The sequence below is a fragment of the Marinobacter santoriniensis NKSG1 genome, assembly GCF_000347775.1.
GTDB lineage: Bacteria > Pseudomonadota > Gammaproteobacteria > Pseudomonadales > Oleiphilaceae > Marinobacter > Marinobacter santoriniensis.
This window is the reverse complement of the sequence record NZ_APAT01000015.1, coordinates 485,941-502,150: the sequence shown is the minus strand read 5'-3', so window position 1 is coordinate 502,150 and position 16,210 is coordinate 485,941. Positions and strand designations below refer to the sequence as shown.

The window sequence follows — 16,210 nt, the reverse complement described above, 5'->3', positions numbered from 1 at the left end:
CGAAACAGAGGTCCCAATCGTGAGTCACGAACAGATCAATCAGCACCTGTCTAACTGGACGGAACGTGAGTCCACCGCTGAGGCGATGATCCCCCTGATCGGCCGTCTCTACCGCAAGAACAATGTGGTTACCTCGGTGTATGGCCGTGCCATCATCAATCAGTCCGTCATTGATATCATTCGGGCTCACCGTTTTGTGCGTCAGGTTGAGGACAGCGAGCTGTCTGTCTGCGATACGCTGCCGATTCTTGAAGCCATGGACAAGCTGGACCTCGGTCGCGCCCATGTCGATATCGGCAAGCTGGCGGTCAAGTTCAAGGAAGAGGGCGGAGACCTCACCGAATTCCTCAAGCGTGAAATCGGTCCGATTGTCGGTCAGTACCAGTCCCAGTCGGAAGAAGATGCGCACAAGGACACCAAAGATGTTGTTCTGTACGGCTTCGGCCGGATCGGTCGTCTGCTCGCGCGCATCCTGATCGAAAAGGCGGGTGGTGGTAACAACCTGCGCCTGCGTGCGATCGTCGTTCGCCAGGGCGGCGCCGAGAACGATCTCGAGAAGCGTGCCAGTCTGCTCCGTCGTGATTCTGTGCACGGGCCGTTCGACGGCACCATCACCGTAGATCAGGAAGAGTCGGCGCTGATCGCCAACGGTAACTACATCAAGGTTATCTATTCCGACGGTCCGGACAAGGTGGATTACACCCAGTACGACATCCACAATGCCATCGTCATCGATAACACCGGCAAGTGGCGCGACGAAGAAGGCCTGGGTCTGCACCTGAAATCCAAGGGTGTCAGCCGGGTGATCCTGACCGCACCGGGCAAGGGCGATATCAAGAACATCGTCTATGGCATCAACAACGGCTGGATCACCGACGAGGACAAGATCCTGTCGGCCGCTTCCTGTACCACCAATGCCATCACGCCGGTCCTGAAGGCCGTCAATGACGAATACGGTATCGAGGATGGCCACGTCGAGACCGTTCACTCCTACACCAATGACCAGAACCTGATCGACAACTACCACAAGGGCAGTCGTCGTGGTCGCAGTGCTGCGCTGAACATGGTAATTACCGAGACAGGTGCGGCCAAAGCGGTTGCCAAGGCTCTGCCTGAACTGAAAGGCAAGCTGAGCGGTAACGCGATCCGGGTTCCGACCCCGAACGTCTCCATGGCGATTCTGAACCTGAACCTGCGCAAGGATGTGACCGTCGAAGGCGTGAACGAGTATCTGCGGGACATGGCCCTGCATTCCGAGCTTCAGAAGCAGATCGATTTCGTGAACTCTCCGGAGGTGGTATCCACAGACTTCGTGGGTTCCCGTCACGCGGGCATCGTCGACGCGCAGGCGACCATTGCCAATGGCAAGCGTCTTATCCTGTACGTGTGGTACGACAACGAATTCGGCTACAGTGCCCAGGTGATTCGTTGCGTCAATCAGATGGCCGGTGTCACGTATCCGATTTTCCCGAAACGCACCCGTGACTGACTCCGTCGGTGACAACTAGGGTCGTCAGGACCCGAAAAGCCCCGGTTGCGCAAGCGCCGGGGCTTTTTTGTGATTGGCCGACGCGCCGGCCGGTGTTTCGTTTTTCGGCAAACCTGTTTCGCATTCTGGTGGAAATAGGATTCCTTAATCTCTATAATTGGCGCGATTTTGGGTATGTCTGGCACCCCGTTTCTCATCCTTTCCTGCGTCGGACGTTGGTCGGCAGCAATAGCACGAACGTACGACAGACAAGGTTCAGCCGTTCTGGTACAACCCGGAAGGAAACCTGGGCCGCAGGGGCCGGGCGTTACGAATCCATAAACCAGTTTCTGATGATTGGACGAGGCTAATGATCAAGATCAAGAAAGGCCTGGATCTTCCCATCAGCGGCGCTCCCGAACAGACCATTACAGACGGCAAACCTGTCCGCCACGTGGCGTTGATCGGTTTTGACTATAACGGCATGAAGCCGACGATGGCTGTTAAAGAAGGAGACCGTGTCAAGCGCGGGTCGCTGCTGTTCACGGACAAGAAGACCGAAGGCGTTCGTTATACCTCACCGGCGGCCGGTGTGGTAAAAGAAATCAATCGGGGTGAGCGTCGCGTTTTCCAGTCGATTGTCATCGAGATCGACGGTGACGACGCGGAATCCTTCGCACGTTACAGCGAGGCGGATCTGGCCGGGCTGGAACGCCAGCAGGTTGTCGACAACCTGGTCGAATCGGGCCTGTGGACGGCTTTCAAGACCCGCCCCTACAGCAAAGTGCCGGCAATCGACTCAGCGCCCCATTCCATTTTTGTATCGGTGATGGATACCAATCCGCTGGCGGCTGATCCGACGGTCATCATCGGCGACAACAGTCAGGCGTTCGAGAAGGGCCTGACGATCCTGTCCAGGCTGACCAGTGGCAAAGTGTTTGTGACCGGCAAGCCGGGCTCCAACGTGTCCGTGCCGAAATCCGACGCCATTGAAGTGGTTCAGTTCGACGGCGTCCATCCGGCCGGCAACGTGGGCACGCACATTCACTACATTGATCCCGTGTCTGCCAGCAAAACCGTCTGGTCCATCGGTTATCAGGACGTCATCGACGTTGCGCGCCTGTTCGAAACCGGTGAGCTTCCGGTTGAGCGTGTTGTAGCGATCGGTGGTCCGAAGGCGGCCAATCCGCGCCTGGTTCGTACCCGCCTGGGTGCCAGCCTCCAGGAACTTCTGGACGGTGAAACTGCCACAGACACTGAGGTCCGGGCGATCTCCGGTTCGGTCTTCGGCGGCCGGCGTGGCGAAGGACCTTGCGCCTACCTCGGGCGTTTTGCCAACCAGATCTCGCTCCTGGAAGAAGGCAACAAACGCGAGTTTCTGGGCTGGCTCTCTCCGGGTGCCAACAAATTCTCGGTGTTGAACATCTACCTGTCCAAGCTGGCCGGTGGCAAGCGGTTCAATTTCACAACCACAACCAATGGCAGTGAGCGCGCCATGGTGCCGGTCGGTTCCTACGAGCAGGTGATGCCGCTGGATATCCTTCCCACCCAGCTGCTCCGTTCACTGATCGTGGGTGACACCGAAATGGCACAGAAACTGGGTGCCCTGGAGCTGGACGAGGAAGACCTGGCGCTGTGCACCTTCGTGTGCCCCGGCAAATATGAATACGGTCCGATTCTCAGAGAGAACCTGACCCGAATCGAGATCGAGGGCTAAAACGATGGCAATCAGACAGTTTCTCGATGGCATCGAGCATCATTTTGAAAAAGGCGGCAAGTACGAGCGCTGGTACGCGCTCTACGAGGCGGTCGACACCATTTTCTATACTCCGGGCAAGGTAACCTCCACGACGGCTCATGTGCGTGACGGCGTTGACCTGAAACGCATCATGATCACGGTGTGGTTGTGTACCTTCCCCGCCATGTTCTTTGGCATGTGGAACATCGGTTTCCAGGCCAACAGTTTCCTGGCCGCAAATCCTGATGCCATGGTGGCGGGTGGCGGTCTGCGCGCCGCATTCATCCAGTCTCTGGCAGTCACCGGTGCCGGTGCGGGCATCTGGGACAATCTGGTCTACGGCGCTGCTTACTTCATTCCCGTGTATTTCGTGACTTTCGTGGTCGGCGGCTTCTGGGAAGTGTTGTTTGCAACCGTCCGTCGCCACGAGGTCAACGAAGGGTTCTTCGTGACCTCCATCCTGTTCGCACTGATCTGTCCGCCCACCGTACCTCTCTGGCAGGTTGCCCTGGGCATTACCTTCGGTGTGGTAATCGGCAAGGAAGTGTTTGGCGGAACCGGCAAGAACTTCCTGAACCCGGCGCTGACCGGTCGGGCGTTCCTGTACTTCGCCTATCCGGCGCAGATGTCCGGCGATACCGTCTGGACGGCAGTCGATGGCTTCAGTGGTGCGACTTCATTGAGTTGGGCGGCGTCCGGTGGTGTTGAGGCCCTGCAGCAACACATTGGCTGGATGAACGCGTTTATTGGCAACATCCAGGGATCCATCGGTGAAACCTCCACGCTGGCTGTCCTGATCGGCGGTCTGATCCTGCTGGTCATGAAAATTGCCTCGTACCGGATTGTCGGGGGTGTCCTGATCGGCATGATCGGCATGTCTCTCGTGTTCAACCTGGTCGGTTCCGACACCAACCCGATGTTCGCGGTTCCGCCGTACTGGCATCTGGTTATGGGCGGGTTTGCCTTCGGCATGATGTTCATGGCAACGGATCCGGTGTCTGCGTCCATGACCAATACCGGGCGCTGGTGCTTCGGTATTCTGGTCGGTGTCATGACCGTGCTGATCCGTGTGGTCAACCCGGCCTTCCCGGAAGGCATCATGCTGGCCATCCTGTTCGGCAACCTGTTTGCACCGCTGATCGACCATTTTGTGGTCCAGGCCAACATCAAACGGAGGCTTGCTCGTGGCTAAAGGTAAAGAAACTGTCTCCAGAACGGTCATTGTGGCGCTGGTTCTGAGTGTATTTTTCTCGGTGATCGTGTCCACCGCGGCGGTGTTACTCAAGCCGATGCAGGTGAAGAACCAGAACCTGAACATCAAGACCAACATCCTGGCGGCTGCGGACATGTTGCCGAGCGGCGCCAGCGCGCAGCAGATCGAGGACCTGTTCTCCCGGTTCGAGGTCAAACTGGTGAAGCTGGACACCGGCGAGTATGTGCAGCCGGACTATGTCGGCGTCCAGGATCCGATGAAATACGACATGTACAAGGCGGCTTCCAACCCCAAGTTGTCCAAGGACATTCCGCAGGATCAGGACATGGCCGGCATTGGTCGCCGTCCGGATGTTGCCAAGGTCTACGTTCTGCGTGACGACTCTGGTGCGTTGAAGAAGGTGGTTCTACCCATCCACGGGTATGGACTGTGGTCCACACTGTATGGTTTCGTTTCACTTAAGGGTGACGCAAACACCATCGAGGGCCTCGGTTTTTACCAGCAGGGCGAAACCCCGGGTCTTGGTGGCGAGGTCGATAACCCGCGCTGGAAAGCGCAGTGGCAGGGCAAGGTCGTTTATGGCAACGACATGACCCAGCCTGAAATCCGTCTGGTCAAGGGCGGTGTCAGCGAGAACACCAAGAACAAGGAGCACAAGGTCGATGCTCTGTCGGGTGCGACTCTGACCAGTCGCGGTGTCCAGAACCTGGTGAATTACTGGCTGGGTGAGCGTGGCTTCGCGGAATACCTGAAACATTTGCGGAATGGGGAGGTCTGATCATGGCAGGTGCATCAGCCAAACAGGTTCTGTTCGAACCGATTTTCAGCAATAACCCGATCGCACTCCAGATTCTGGGTATTTGCTCTGCGCTAGCGGTTACCTCCAGCCTGAGTGTGACCATCGTAATGTGTATTTCCGTCACCGCGGTGACGGCGTTCTCCAGCATGGCGGTGTCGCTGATACGTGCCCAGATCCCGGGCAGCATCCGGATCATCGTCCAGATGACCATCATCGCATCCCTGGTTATCGTGGTAGATCAGCTGCTCAAGGCCTTCGCCTACGAAATCAGTAAACAGCTGTCGGTGTTCGTGGGGCTGATCATCACCAACTGTATCGTGATGGGGCGCGCAGAAGGCTTTGCCATGCAGAATGGTCCGTGGCTGAGCTTCCTCGACGGTGTTGGTAACGGCCTTGGCTACTCGGTCCTGCTTCTGTTCGTCGGCTTCTGGCGCGAACTGTTCGGTTCCGGCTCGCTGTTCGGCTTTACCATTCTGACTCCGGTCAACGAAGGCGGCTGGTACGTCACCAATGGTCTGCTGCTGCTGCCGCCGAGCGCGTTCTTCATTATCGGTTTGACGATCTGGGCATTGCGTACCTGGAAGCCGGACCAGGTTGAAGAAGCGGACTACAAACTGTCTCGCCATAAAGTCAAGGAGGCCTTCTGATGGAACATTATCTGAGCCTTCTGGTTAAGGCTGTCTTCATCGAAAACATGGCGCTGTCGTTCTTCCTGGGGATGTGTACGTTCATCGCCATCTCCAAGAAGATTGAAGCGGCCATTGGTCTCGGCATCGCGGTCATCGTGGTTCTGACCGTTACCGTTCCGATCAACAACCTGATCTACAACGATGTATTGCGTGAAGGTGCACTGGCCTGGGCCGGGCTGCCGAACACGGATCTGAGCTTCCTCGGCCTGATCACTTACATCGGCGTTATTGCCGCGATCGTTCAGATCATGGAGATGGTGCTGGATAAGTACATCCCGGCGCTGTATGCCGCTCTGGGTGTGTTCCTCCCGCTTATCACCGTTAACTGCGCCATTCTCGGTGCGGCCCTGTTCATGGTCGAGCGTGACTATGACTTCGGTGAGAGTGTGGTGTTCGGCTTTGGTGCCGGACTGGGCTGGGCCCTGGCGATCGTGGCGCTGGCCGGTATTCGTGAAAAGCTCAAGTACAGCGATGTGCCTCCGGGGCTTCGCGGTCTGGGTATCACGTTCATTACGGTGGGGCTGATGTCTCTGGGCTTCATGTCGTTCTCCGGCATATCCCTGTAACGCATCCGGTGATTCGGTTTAACGAAAAGGCGAGATCATGAGTACACAAATCATTCTCGGCGTGGTCATGTTCACCGTGATCGTTCTGGCGCTGGTCGCGATTATCCTCGCGGCCCGTTCCAGGCTGGTCAGCACCGGTGACGTGACCATCGAAATTAACGACGACCCCGAGCATACGCTCAAAGCCAGTGCCGGCGGCAAGTTGCTGGGCACCCTGGCGAACAGCGGTATCTATCTGTCTTCTGCCTGTGGCGGCGGCGGTACCTGTGCTCAGTGCAAATGCAAGGTGTTTGACGGCGGCGGCGCCATGCTGCCGACGGAAAAGACCCACTTTACCAACCGGGAAGAGAAGGAAGGCTGGCGCCTGTCCTGTCAGGTTCCGGTAAAGCAGGACATGAAGATTGAGGTGCCCGAGGAGTTCTTCGGCGTCAAGAAGTGGGAATGCGAGGTTATCTCCAACCACAACGTCGCGACCTTCATCAAGGAACTGGTCCTGAAGCTGCCGGAAGGCGAAGAAGTGGACTTCCGTGCCGGTGGTTACGTGCAGCTCGAGTGCCCTCCGTACGAAATCGACTTCAAGGATTTCAACATCGAGGAAGAGTTCCACGAAGACTGGGACAAGCACGACATCTGGCGCTTCAAGGCTGTGAACAAGGAAGAGACCATCCGGGCCTATTCCATGGCGAACTATCCGGAAGAAAAAGGTCTGCTCAAGTTCAACATCCGTATCGCAACGCCGCCTCCGGGCACGGACTATCCGCCGGGCATCATGTCCAGCTATGTGTTCAACCTGAAGCCGGGCGACAAGGTGACCGTGATGGGACCGTTCGGGGAGTTCTTCGCCAAGAAGACCGATGCCGAGATGGTTTTCATCGGCGGTGGTGCCGGTATGGCACCGATGCGTTCCCACATCTTCGACCAGCTCAAGCGACTGGAGTCCAAGCGGAAGATCAGCTTCTGGTACGGTGCGCGTAGCGTCCGTGAGATGTTTTACGTAGAGGACTTCGACCAGCTGGCGGAGGAAAATGACAACTTCGAGTGGCATGTGGCGCTGTCGGATCCGCTTCCCAACGATGACTGGAAAGGGCCGACCGGGTTTATCCATAACGTGTTGTACGAAAACTATCTGAAGGACCACCCGGCTCCGGAAGACTGTGAGTATTACATGTGTGGGCCCCCCATCATGAACGCCTCTGTCATCAAGATGCTCAAGGATCTTGGTGTAGAAGACGAAAACATCATGCTGGACGATTTCGGGGGTTAAATCACTCACATGACATCCCGCATGATCCGACCCGTCAGGGGGGCTTTGGCCGGCGCGTTCCTCGCGCTGGCACTCGCCGCCCTGGCGGGTTGTTCGTTTAAGCCTGATAAAGAAATCTGGGAAGTGTCCGGCGGCATTTTCGGCACCACGTATCACATCAGCCTGGTCATGGAAGACGATCAGGAACGTCTGTCAAAGCTGGCTGACGGTATTGAAAAGGCGATGAAAAACGTGGACATGACCATGTCCACCTGGAAACCGGATTCCGAACTGTCCCGTTTCAACGAATTGAAGGACCAGACCGACTGGGTGCCGGTGTCCGAATCCCTGTATACCGTCCTGTCGAAGGCCCAGGAAATCTCGAAAAAGACCAACGGTGCCTTTGATATCACCATTGGTCCGGTGGTGAACCTGTGGGGCTTCGGCCCCGAGTCGCGGCCGGAGAAAGTGCCTTCCGATGAGGAACTGGCCCAGAGGTTGTCTGAAGTCGGCTATGAGAAGCTCCACCTCCGGGAAAAGCCTCGCGCGATCCGGGCGGACTCCCGCCTCTATCTTGACCTGTCCGCCATCGCCAAGGGCTATGGCGTGGATACCGTGGCGCGATATCTGGATGCGCACGGCATTGATTCGTACCTTGTAGAAATCGGTGGCGAAGTCCGGGTACGGGGAAAGAAACCCGGTGGGGAAACCTGGCGGCTGGCCATTGAGCAGCCGGTCACCGAGGGCCGGCAGGTGAACCGTGTGGTTGCGCTGACGGACCAGGCAATGGCAACCTCCGGAGACTATCGTAACTATTACGAATCTGACGGGAAGCGGTTTTCGCATACAATAAACCCTGAAACCGGACGTCCGATTACGCATCATCTGGCTTCGGTCAGCGTCATTACCGACGATTGTATGACTGCAGATGCGCTGGCAACCGGGTTTAATGTGATGGGTTGGGAACGGGCCTCCGAGCTGGCGACCCGGGAGAACATTCCGGCCTACTTCATCGTAAGGACGGACAAGGGCTTCGAAACGCATCAGACGCCCGCATTTTCGTCCTACGTGATTCAATAAGGGGAGGGCAACATGGGTACCTTTCTTCTGGTTCTGTTCATCGTAATTCTGCTGGTGGCCGCCATGTCCGTCGGCGTCATCTTCGGGCGCAAGCCGATCAGTGGTACCTGTGGCGGCATCGGTGCACTGGGGCTGGGTACATCCTGTGATATTTGTGGCGGCAATACCCAGAAGTGCAAGGAAGAGAACGAGCGCCGCGATCAGGCAGGTGTGGATGCAGAGGATCTGGCCTACGACGCGACCCGTCCCGACGGTCGCTGATTCGGTAAGACCCGACTCGAAACACACATACACGACGTAGATAAGGAGTTGCTGCGCGCATGGCAGAGCATCATTACGACGTCGTCGTTATCGGCGCCGGTCCGTCCGGCGAAGGCGCGGCGATGAATGCGACCAAACACGGGAAACGTGTCGCGATCATCGAAGACAAGCCAACGGTTGGCGGAAACTGCACCCACTGGGGAACCATTCCGTCCAAGGCATTGCGCCACTCGGTCAAGCAGATCATCACCTTTAACACCAACCAGATGTTCCGGGACATTGGAGAGCCCCGCTGGTTCTCGTTTCCCCGGGTTCTGCAGAATGCGCAGAAGGTGATTGGCAAGCAGGTCAAACTCCGCACCCAGTTCTACGCCCGGAACCGTGTCGATCTGCTCAACGGTCGCGCCTCCTTCCTCGACCGCAACCGGATCGAGATTCGCGGCAACAAGTCGGTTGAGACCCTGCATTTCAAACAGGCGATCATCGCCACCGGTTCACGGCCCTATCTGCCACCCGATGTGGATTTCCGGCACCATCGGATCTACAACTCCGATACGATTCTGAGCCTTTCCCACACGCCCAGGACGCTGGTGATCTATGGTGCCGGCGTCATCGGATCCGAATATGCCTCGATCTTTGCAGGACTGGGCGTGAAGGTGGACCTGATCAACCCGGGCAGTCGCCTGCTGACTTTCCTGGATGATGAAATTTCCGATGCCCTGAGCTATCACCTTCGTAACAACGGCGTGCTGGTGCGTCATAACGAGCAGTATGAGTCGGTCGTGGGCGACGATCATGGCGTTGTACTCTCCCTGCAATCCGGCAAGAAAATCCGGGCGGACGCCTTCCTCTGGTGCAATGGCCGGAGCGGGAACACCGACACCCTCGGACTGGAAAACGTGGGGCTGGTGCCAAACGGACGAGGGCAGCTGGCGGTAGACGACCACTACCGTACCGATGTGGAAAATATCTATGCCGTGGGCGATGTGATCGGTTGGCCGAGCCTCGCAAGCGCGGCCTATGATCAGGGTCGTTCTGCCTCCTCTGATATCGTGAAGGATGAGTATTTCCGGTTTGTGTCCGACGTGCCCACCGGCATCTACACGATTCCCGAGATCAGTTCGGTGGGCAAGACAGAGCGGGAGTTGACCGAGGCGAAAGTGCCTTACGAAGTTGGACAGGCCTTCTTCAAGGACCTGGCTCGGGCCCAGATTACCGGCGAGGCCGTCGGCATGCTGAAAATCCTGTTCCACCGGGAAAGCCGGGAAATCCTGGGAATTCACTGCTTCGGTGACCAGGCCGCCGAGATCGTGCATATCGGCCAGGCCATCATGAACCAGCCGGGCGAGGCCAATTCCCTGAATTATTTCATCAATACCACCTTCAACTACCCCACCATGGCCGAAGCCTATCGTGTGGCGGCACTAAACGGCCTGAACCGTATCTTCTGATGGAATCAGCGGTGTCAGATCGGATCCGATCTGACACCGGCTTCCGGATGCGGGAGCTCGCTGGTTTCAGGAATGTTGCCGCGGCTGGGCAGGCTCAATAGGGCCCGGGCACGATTGTCAAAGAACATGCGGCTGCTGGTGGGATAGTCCGTGATGATGCTATCCACGCCCAGCTCCTCCATCTGCAGCATGTCGTGGATCCGGTTCACCGTCCAGGTGGAGACATGCATGCCCCGGCGGTGGGCGATCTCCACCATCGTTTTGTTGAGAATCTTCCAGTTTGCGCAGAAATAAGTGCACCCCAGGCGGGTGGCAATGCTCAGCGGGCGGGGAAACTTGCGTTCGGCCACCAGACCAATGGCGATTTTCTTGTCCCGTCGGCGAATCTCCTTGAGAAACCAGGTGTCTGCCGATGTAATGGCGACCATCTGGTAGAGGTTTCGCCTCTGGATAATCTCGGTCAGGCGGTTGCAAAGCACGTTCAGACGTTGTCTGGAGTCCTTCTTGACCTCCAGTTGCAGGTGTTCCAGGTCACCGAACCGGTCCAGGAGCTGCTCAAGCCTGGGAATACCCACCTTGCGAGGCCATGAGCTGGTATTGCGCCGGGCATCCATCTCATGGAGCTCCGAGGCCGTGTAGTTACAGACGCCACCCTTGAGGCCGGTTGTGCGGTCCACGGTGAGATCGTGCACCATCACCGGAATTCCGTCTTTCGACAGCACGAGATCCAGCTCAAAATGCCGGATGCCATGCCGGTAGGCGTGCTCAAAACCGGGCAATGTGTTCTCGGGGGCTTCGCCTTTGGCTCCCCGGTGTCCGTAGACGATCATTCTGATGCGGCGTCCTTCAGGCGTTGGTGGATCTGTTGCCGTTTCTTCCAGGTGTCATGGCACAGGCGCACATCTTCCAGGAAAGCGGGCAGCTCTTCCATCAGCAGGGCCTGGGGGCCGTCCACCAGGGCTTTTTCCGGTTTCGGGTGGAAGTCCACCAGCACCATGTTGGCACCTGCCACTACCCCCTGGGCCGTAGCATGCATGACGTCCAGAATCCCGTCGGGCGACTGTTCCCGGCTACCAACGGAATGGGAGGGGTCCACGCACACCGGCATGCGGGTCAGGCGCTTGACCGCCGGCACATGGGCAAAATCCACCATATTGCGGTGCGGCTGGCCGGCTTCTGTTTTCATCCCGCGCAGGCAGAAGATGACGTTGGCGTTGCCCTCACTGGCCAGGTATTCCGCGGCGTTCAGTGATTCGTTCAGCGTGATGCCGAACCCGCGTTTCAGCAGAACCGGGTAGGTGCTCTGTCGACCAATCGACTTGAGCAGTTCGAAATTCTGGGTATTCCGGGTGCCAACCTGTAGCATCACTCCGGTCGGGCGGCCAAGCTTTTCGAGGCAGGTATCGATCTCCTCGATATGGCTCTCATGGGTGATTTCCATGGCAATCACCTTGATGCCGTGTTTGCCGGCTTTCTCGAAGACCCAGGGCAGACATCCCTTGCCATGGCCCTGGAACGAGTAGGGATTGGTGCGCGGCTTGTAGGCACCCATCCGCGTGCAGACTTCGCCGTGCTCTTCCAGCGCCTGCATCATCATTTCAACGTGCTCGGGAACGTCGACTGCGCACAGGCCGGCAAACACGTTGAGATTCTGCTGATTGAAATCCACCCCGTTATAGCTGAAGCCATTCTGCCGCCGATCATCCCGGTGACGACCCAGGATGCGGTAATCCTCGGAAATGCGAATGGCCCGTTCAACCGCCGGCAGGGCCTCGATCTCTTCCTTCTCCAGTGACTTGGTGTCGCCCAGGAGGTAGATTTCCGTCAGCCGCTGGGTGGCGCCCTGTATTTCATGGACTCTCAACGAGACGCCCGGAAGATTTTCCAGGTAGTGCATCGTTTGCCGGTAGGCCTCGCTGTCGAGGGCCGTATTGGGGTGAAGAATGGCAAGCATGTTCTCTCCTTTTATCAGCCGGCTGCTTCTGCCCTGTGCCGTGCCTGCATGTATTCCCGATGGTTAAGATGCAGCAGCTCTGCCATACGACGAATCAGGTGTTCCTCGTATTTGTCGATGCGACCGTCCGCGAAGGCCACACGCCAGATGTTTTCCAACAGAACCTGCTTGGCATCCTGGTCGAACTGGTCGTTGATCATCCCCGTGAATTCGTACAGGGATGTGGCGTCGTCCGCGTGATCCAGTGCCTCCTGAAGGATCGACTGAGCCTCTTCCCGGGTTACGTGGAGGGAGGCCACGGCGCAATCGACGATGGTTTGCAATTCCCGCTCATCCTGATCCCGGTCGATCCGTGAGAGCTGAACCATCAGTGCCGTGGCGGCAACGGCCAGCTGCTGATGGTCCGGCTTCGCCCGTTGTGGCTCGGGCGCAGAAAACAGTCGTTTCAGATGTTCAATCATGACAGGCGATTACCCCTGACAAAGTGCGAATTATGCCGCGCTGGCCAATTGACGCACCTGGTTCTCCAGGGTGATCTGATCTGCCGTGAATCGGCGAATACCATCTGCCAGTTTTTCGGTAGCCATGGCATCCTCATTGGATTCCCAGCGGAACAGCTTCTCGTCAATGTTGCCAAAGCGATCCTGCGTAGTGGCATTATCCGGTGCCAGTCGGCGAGTCAGTTCGCCGGAGTCGTCCTGGAGTTCCTGAAGTAGGGCCGGGCTGATGGTCAGCTTGTCACAGCCTGCCAGCATCTCGATTTCGCCGGTATTGCGGAAACTGGCCCCCATGACCACCGTGTCGAAACCGTTGGCCTTGTAGTACTGGTAAATGCGGGTAACCGACTGCACCCCCGGATCTTCAGCCGCCGGGAAGTGGTCACGACCACTGCTGGCCAGGTGCCAGTCGAGAATACGCCCGACGAACGGCGAGATGAGAAATGCCCCGGCCTGCGCGCATGCGGCTGCCTGGATGAACGAAAACAGAAGGGTGAGATTGCACCGGATGCCTTCCTTCTGAAGCTGCTCCGCCGCGCGAATGCCTTCCCAGGTGGCGGCCACTTTGATCAGTACCCGATTGGTGTCGACACCCTTTTGGTCGTAAAACTCGATCAGTCGTCTCGCCCGGTCCAGGGTTCCCTGGGTGTCGAATGACAGCCGCGCATCCACCTCAGTGGAGACAAGGCCGGGAATTCGTTGCAGGATTTCACGGCCGGCAAGCACGGCCAGCATGTCGGTGGCCACCGTCAGCTGTTCTGAGCTGGATCCGCCCTGGCGAAGGGCCTCGGCCACAGCCTTGTCCAGCATGGGGCGGTAGGCTTCGGAAGCCGCCGCCTTCAGCAACAGGGAGGGATTGGTGGTCGCATCTTCCGGGCGCCAGCGGGCAATGGCTTCGAGGTCACCGGTGTCCGCCACCACCGTGGTCATGGTCTTGAGTTGGTCGAGCTTGTTCGTCATTCGTCCTGTCGTCCTGATGGTCGCTGTTCTCTGGCATTCCGATCCCGAATGCCGGTCTTTTCCCTACAATAACGGGCTGTTCTGACAGGAACAAGACAACAAATGGTTAGGGTGTGTTCAGACTTCGGCCATCGTGGCCGGCTCGGGTTCGCGAACCTTCGCCAGAGCAGCCTCGATGACTTCCAGGCCGCTGCCCGGTTTGTGGGCATTCTCACTGATGTGGCGACGGAACTGGCGGCCGCCCGGCATGCCGTGGAACAACCCCATGAGGTGTCGGGAAATATGGGTGAGGTACACGCCCCGATCCAGTTCTGACTGAATGAACGGGAACATGGCTCGTAATGCCTCCTGGCGGCTGGCAATGGGGGCCGGCTCTCCGAAGAATTCCGTATCAACGCCAGCGAGCAGCCAGGGATTGTGGTACGCCTCACGCCCCAGCATCACGCCATCGGTGTGCCGAAGATGCTCGTGGCACTCATCAAACGTCTTTATGCCGCCGTTGATGATGATCTCCAGGTGGGGGAACTCCTGCTTGAGACGATAGACCCAGTCGTATTTGAGCGGAGGAATGTCCCGGTTCTCCTTGGGGCTCAATCCCTCAAGGATGGCGATGCGGGCGTGCACAATGAACGTCTTGCAGCCGGCCGCCGAGACCTTTTCGATAAACTCGCAAAGCTCCTCCCAGGACTCCCGGCCATCAATGCCGATCCGATGCTTGACCGTGACCGGCAAATCGGTCGCCGCGATCATCGCAGCCACACCTTCGGCGACTTTCTCCGGGTGGCCCATCAGACAGGCACCGATCATGTTGTTCTGAACCCGGTCGCTGGGACAGCCCACATTCAGGTTCACTTCATCGAAACCGAACTGCTCGGCCAACCGCGCACAGTGGGCAAGTTCCGCAGGATCACTGCCGCCAAGTTGCAGCGCCAGCGGATACTCGGACGGATCGTGACGCAGGAACCGTTCGGTATCCCCGTGAATCAGGGCACCGGTGGTCACCATTTCCGTATAGAGCAGGGTGCGCCGGCTGAGGAGGCGGGCGAGGTATCGGAAATGCGGGGTGGTCCAGTCCATCATCGGGGCCACGGAAAAGCGGCGTGACGGGCCGTTGGCTTTGGAGGCGGCGTCCAATGTGGGCGTTGCGGGCATTTCAATAACCTATCTGCTGAAAATACGGGTCAGTACGATGATCTGAGCGCGGTAGTTTAACAGGGTTGGTGGGATGTTTTCTGTAGGGGCTTGGCGAGAGGCACATAAAACCACCGGGTTCCCTTTCCACTAATAACACCGTATTTTCTCGAAAACCGTTGAACAAAGAGAGCGGCATGCAAACCAATTGGCTGATAGGGATTGACCTGGGTGGCACCAAAACGGAAGTCATCCTCATGGACCGGCAGAGCCGTGAGCATTTCCGCCAACGATTGCCAACGAGCGTTGGCGACTATCAGGCAACCCTGGACACGGTCCATAAACTGGTCGAGCAGGCCGAAGCCCATGCGGGCACTACCGGGATACCCGTGGGCGTGGGCATACCGGGCACCGTTTCCCGAAACACCGGCTTGATTAAAAATGCCAACTCGACCTGGCTGAATGGCCAACCTATGCAGCAACACCTGCGTGAACGCCTGCGGCGACCGGTGAGCCTCACCAACGATGCCAACTGCCTGGCCCTGTCTGAAGGCACCGACGGAGCGGGGCAAAACTGTCGTACCGTATTTGCCGCCATACTCGGTACCGGCTGCGGAGCCGGCATAAGTGTGAATGGCCAATTGCTGACCGGCCCCAATGGAGTCGCTGGCGAATGGGGCCACAACCCGCTTCCGTGGACACCGGAAGCCGAACTGCAGCAGCGCCCCTGCTTCTGTGGCCGCCACGGCTGTAACGAAACCTTTCTTTCCGGAACCGGACTTTCCCTGACCCACAAACTGCGCACCGGGCAGCAAAAGCCCGCCCACACTATTGTTGAAGACGCCGGAAACGGTGATCCGAAAGCCGCCGAAACACTGGATCAATACCTGGAACACCTGGCCCGCGGCCTTGCTGCCGTGATCAACACAGTGGACCCGGACATCCTTGTATTAGGCGGAGGCTTGAGCAACGCTGAGCAGCTCTATCGGGAACTGCCCGCCAGACTGCCCAGCTATGTGTTTGGTGGCGAGTGTGACACACCCATCGCAAAAGCCACCCACGGCGACTCCAGTGGAGTGAGGGGCGCGGCCTGGCTCGGTCTGTGACGCCCGATTGACCGTTTGGCCACATCACGCTCCGTCATTGGAGGCATAGGCTAT

At 57.9% G+C, this 16,210-nt stretch carries 16 protein-coding genes; 11 read left to right on the top strand and 5 right to left on the bottom strand.

What is annotated here, in order from left to right; translation table 11 throughout:
* The first annotated feature begins 85 nt into the window (after nt 1-85).
* From MSNKSG1_RS08070 to sthA, 10 genes are all read left to right on the top strand, one after another.
* Nucleotides 86-1,489, top strand: coding sequence for a glyceraldehyde-3-phosphate dehydrogenase (locus tag MSNKSG1_RS08070; protein WP_008938758.1), 1,404 nt, complete (start codon nt 86-88; stop codon nt 1,487-1,489).
* A 349-nt stretch (nt 1,490-1,838) separates the two neighbouring features.
* On the top strand, nt 1,839-3,185 hold the full coding sequence (locus MSNKSG1_RS08065) for a Na(+)-translocating NADH-quinone reductase subunit A (RefSeq protein ID WP_008938757.1): 1,347 nt from the start codon (nt 1,839-1,841) through the stop codon (nt 3,183-3,185).
* Between the two features lie 4 nt (nt 3,186-3,189).
* Nucleotides 3,190-4,398 (top strand): NADH:ubiquinone reductase (Na(+)-transporting) subunit B, encoded by a 1,209-nt coding sequence (locus MSNKSG1_RS08060; protein WP_008938756.1) that lies wholly within the window; start codon nt 3,190-3,192, stop codon nt 4,396-4,398.
* Nucleotides 4,391-5,197 carry a Na(+)-translocating NADH-quinone reductase subunit C gene (locus MSNKSG1_RS08055; RefSeq protein WP_008938755.1) on the top strand — a complete coding sequence of 269 codons (807 nt, stop codon included), beginning with the start codon at nt 4,391-4,393 and terminating at the stop codon, nt 5,195-5,197. The genes MSNKSG1_RS08060 and MSNKSG1_RS08055 overlap by 8 nt, the downstream gene beginning before the upstream one ends.
* Before the next feature lie 2 nt (nt 5,198-5,199).
* Nucleotides 5,200-5,865, top strand: a complete 666-nt coding sequence (locus MSNKSG1_RS08050; protein WP_008938754.1) for an NADH:ubiquinone reductase (Na(+)-transporting) subunit D — start codon at nt 5,200-5,202, stop codon at nt 5,863-5,865.
* Nucleotides 5,865-6,473 carry an NADH:ubiquinone reductase (Na(+)-transporting) subunit E gene (nqrE, locus tag MSNKSG1_RS08045; RefSeq protein WP_008938753.1) on the top strand — a complete coding sequence of 203 codons (609 nt, stop codon included), beginning with the start codon at nt 5,865-5,867 and terminating at the stop codon, nt 6,471-6,473. The genes MSNKSG1_RS08050 and nqrE overlap by 1 nt, the downstream gene beginning before the upstream one ends.
* Nucleotides 6,474-6,510: 37 nt before the next feature.
* Nucleotides 6,511-7,737 carry an NADH:ubiquinone reductase (Na(+)-transporting) subunit F gene (gene nqrF, locus MSNKSG1_RS08040; protein ID WP_008938752.1) on the top strand — a complete coding sequence of 409 codons (1,227 nt, stop codon included), beginning with the start codon at nt 6,511-6,513 and terminating at the stop codon, nt 7,735-7,737.
* 21 nt (nt 7,738-7,758) lie between these two features.
* Complete coding sequence (locus MSNKSG1_RS08035) at nt 7,759-8,796, top strand: FAD:protein FMN transferase (protein WP_227497979.1); 1,038 nt, start codon at nt 7,759-7,761, stop codon at nt 8,794-8,796.
* 12 nt (nt 8,797-8,808) lie between these two features.
* Nucleotides 8,809-9,057, top strand: a complete 249-nt coding sequence (nqrM, locus tag MSNKSG1_RS08030) for a (Na+)-NQR maturation NqrM (protein ID WP_008938750.1) — start codon at nt 8,809-8,811, stop codon at nt 9,055-9,057.
* Nucleotides 9,058-9,116: 59 nt separating this feature from the next.
* On the top strand, nt 9,117-10,508 hold the full coding sequence (gene sthA / locus MSNKSG1_RS08025) for a Si-specific NAD(P)(+) transhydrogenase (protein ID WP_008938749.1): 1,392 nt from the start codon (nt 9,117-9,119) through the stop codon (nt 10,506-10,508).
* A gap of 14 nt (nt 10,509-10,522) precedes the next feature.
* On the opposite strand, the gene MSNKSG1_RS08020 is transcribed toward sthA, so the two are convergent.
* The 5 genes from MSNKSG1_RS08020 to dusA all read right to left on the bottom strand — a co-directional run bounded on the left by MSNKSG1_RS08020 (nt 10,523) and on the right by dusA (nt 15,071).
* Complete coding sequence (locus MSNKSG1_RS08020; RefSeq protein WP_008938748.1) at nt 10,523-11,338, bottom strand: glycerophosphodiester phosphodiesterase; 816 nt, start codon at nt 11,336-11,338, stop codon at nt 10,523-10,525.
* On the bottom strand, nt 11,335-12,462 hold the full coding sequence (locus MSNKSG1_RS08015; protein WP_008938747.1) for a phospho-2-dehydro-3-deoxyheptonate aldolase: 1,128 nt from the start codon (nt 12,460-12,462) through the stop codon (nt 11,335-11,337). The genes MSNKSG1_RS08020 and MSNKSG1_RS08015 overlap by 4 nt, the downstream gene beginning before the upstream one ends.
* A 14-nt stretch (nt 12,463-12,476) precedes the next feature.
* Nucleotides 12,477-12,923 carry a tellurite resistance TerB family protein gene (locus MSNKSG1_RS08010; RefSeq protein ID WP_008938746.1) on the bottom strand — a complete coding sequence of 149 codons (447 nt, stop codon included), beginning with the start codon at nt 12,921-12,923 and terminating at the stop codon, nt 12,477-12,479.
* A 30-nt stretch (nt 12,924-12,953) separates the two neighbouring features.
* Complete coding sequence (gene tal / locus MSNKSG1_RS08005) at nt 12,954-13,919, bottom strand: transaldolase (RefSeq protein ID WP_008938745.1); 966 nt, start codon at nt 13,917-13,919, stop codon at nt 12,954-12,956.
* 117 nt (nt 13,920-14,036) lie between these two features.
* A complete protein-coding gene (gene dusA / locus MSNKSG1_RS08000) occupies nt 14,037-15,071 on the bottom strand; it encodes a tRNA dihydrouridine(20/20a) synthase DusA (protein WP_008938744.1) in 1,035 nt (344 codons plus the stop codon).
* A gap of 176 nt (nt 15,072-15,247) precedes the next feature.
* On the opposite strand from dusA, the gene MSNKSG1_RS07995 reads away from it, so the two are divergent.
* Entirely contained in the window at nt 15,248-16,156 is a 909-nt protein-coding gene (locus MSNKSG1_RS07995; protein WP_008938743.1) for an ROK family protein, read from the top strand.
* Nucleotides 16,157-16,210: the final 54 nt, after the last annotated feature.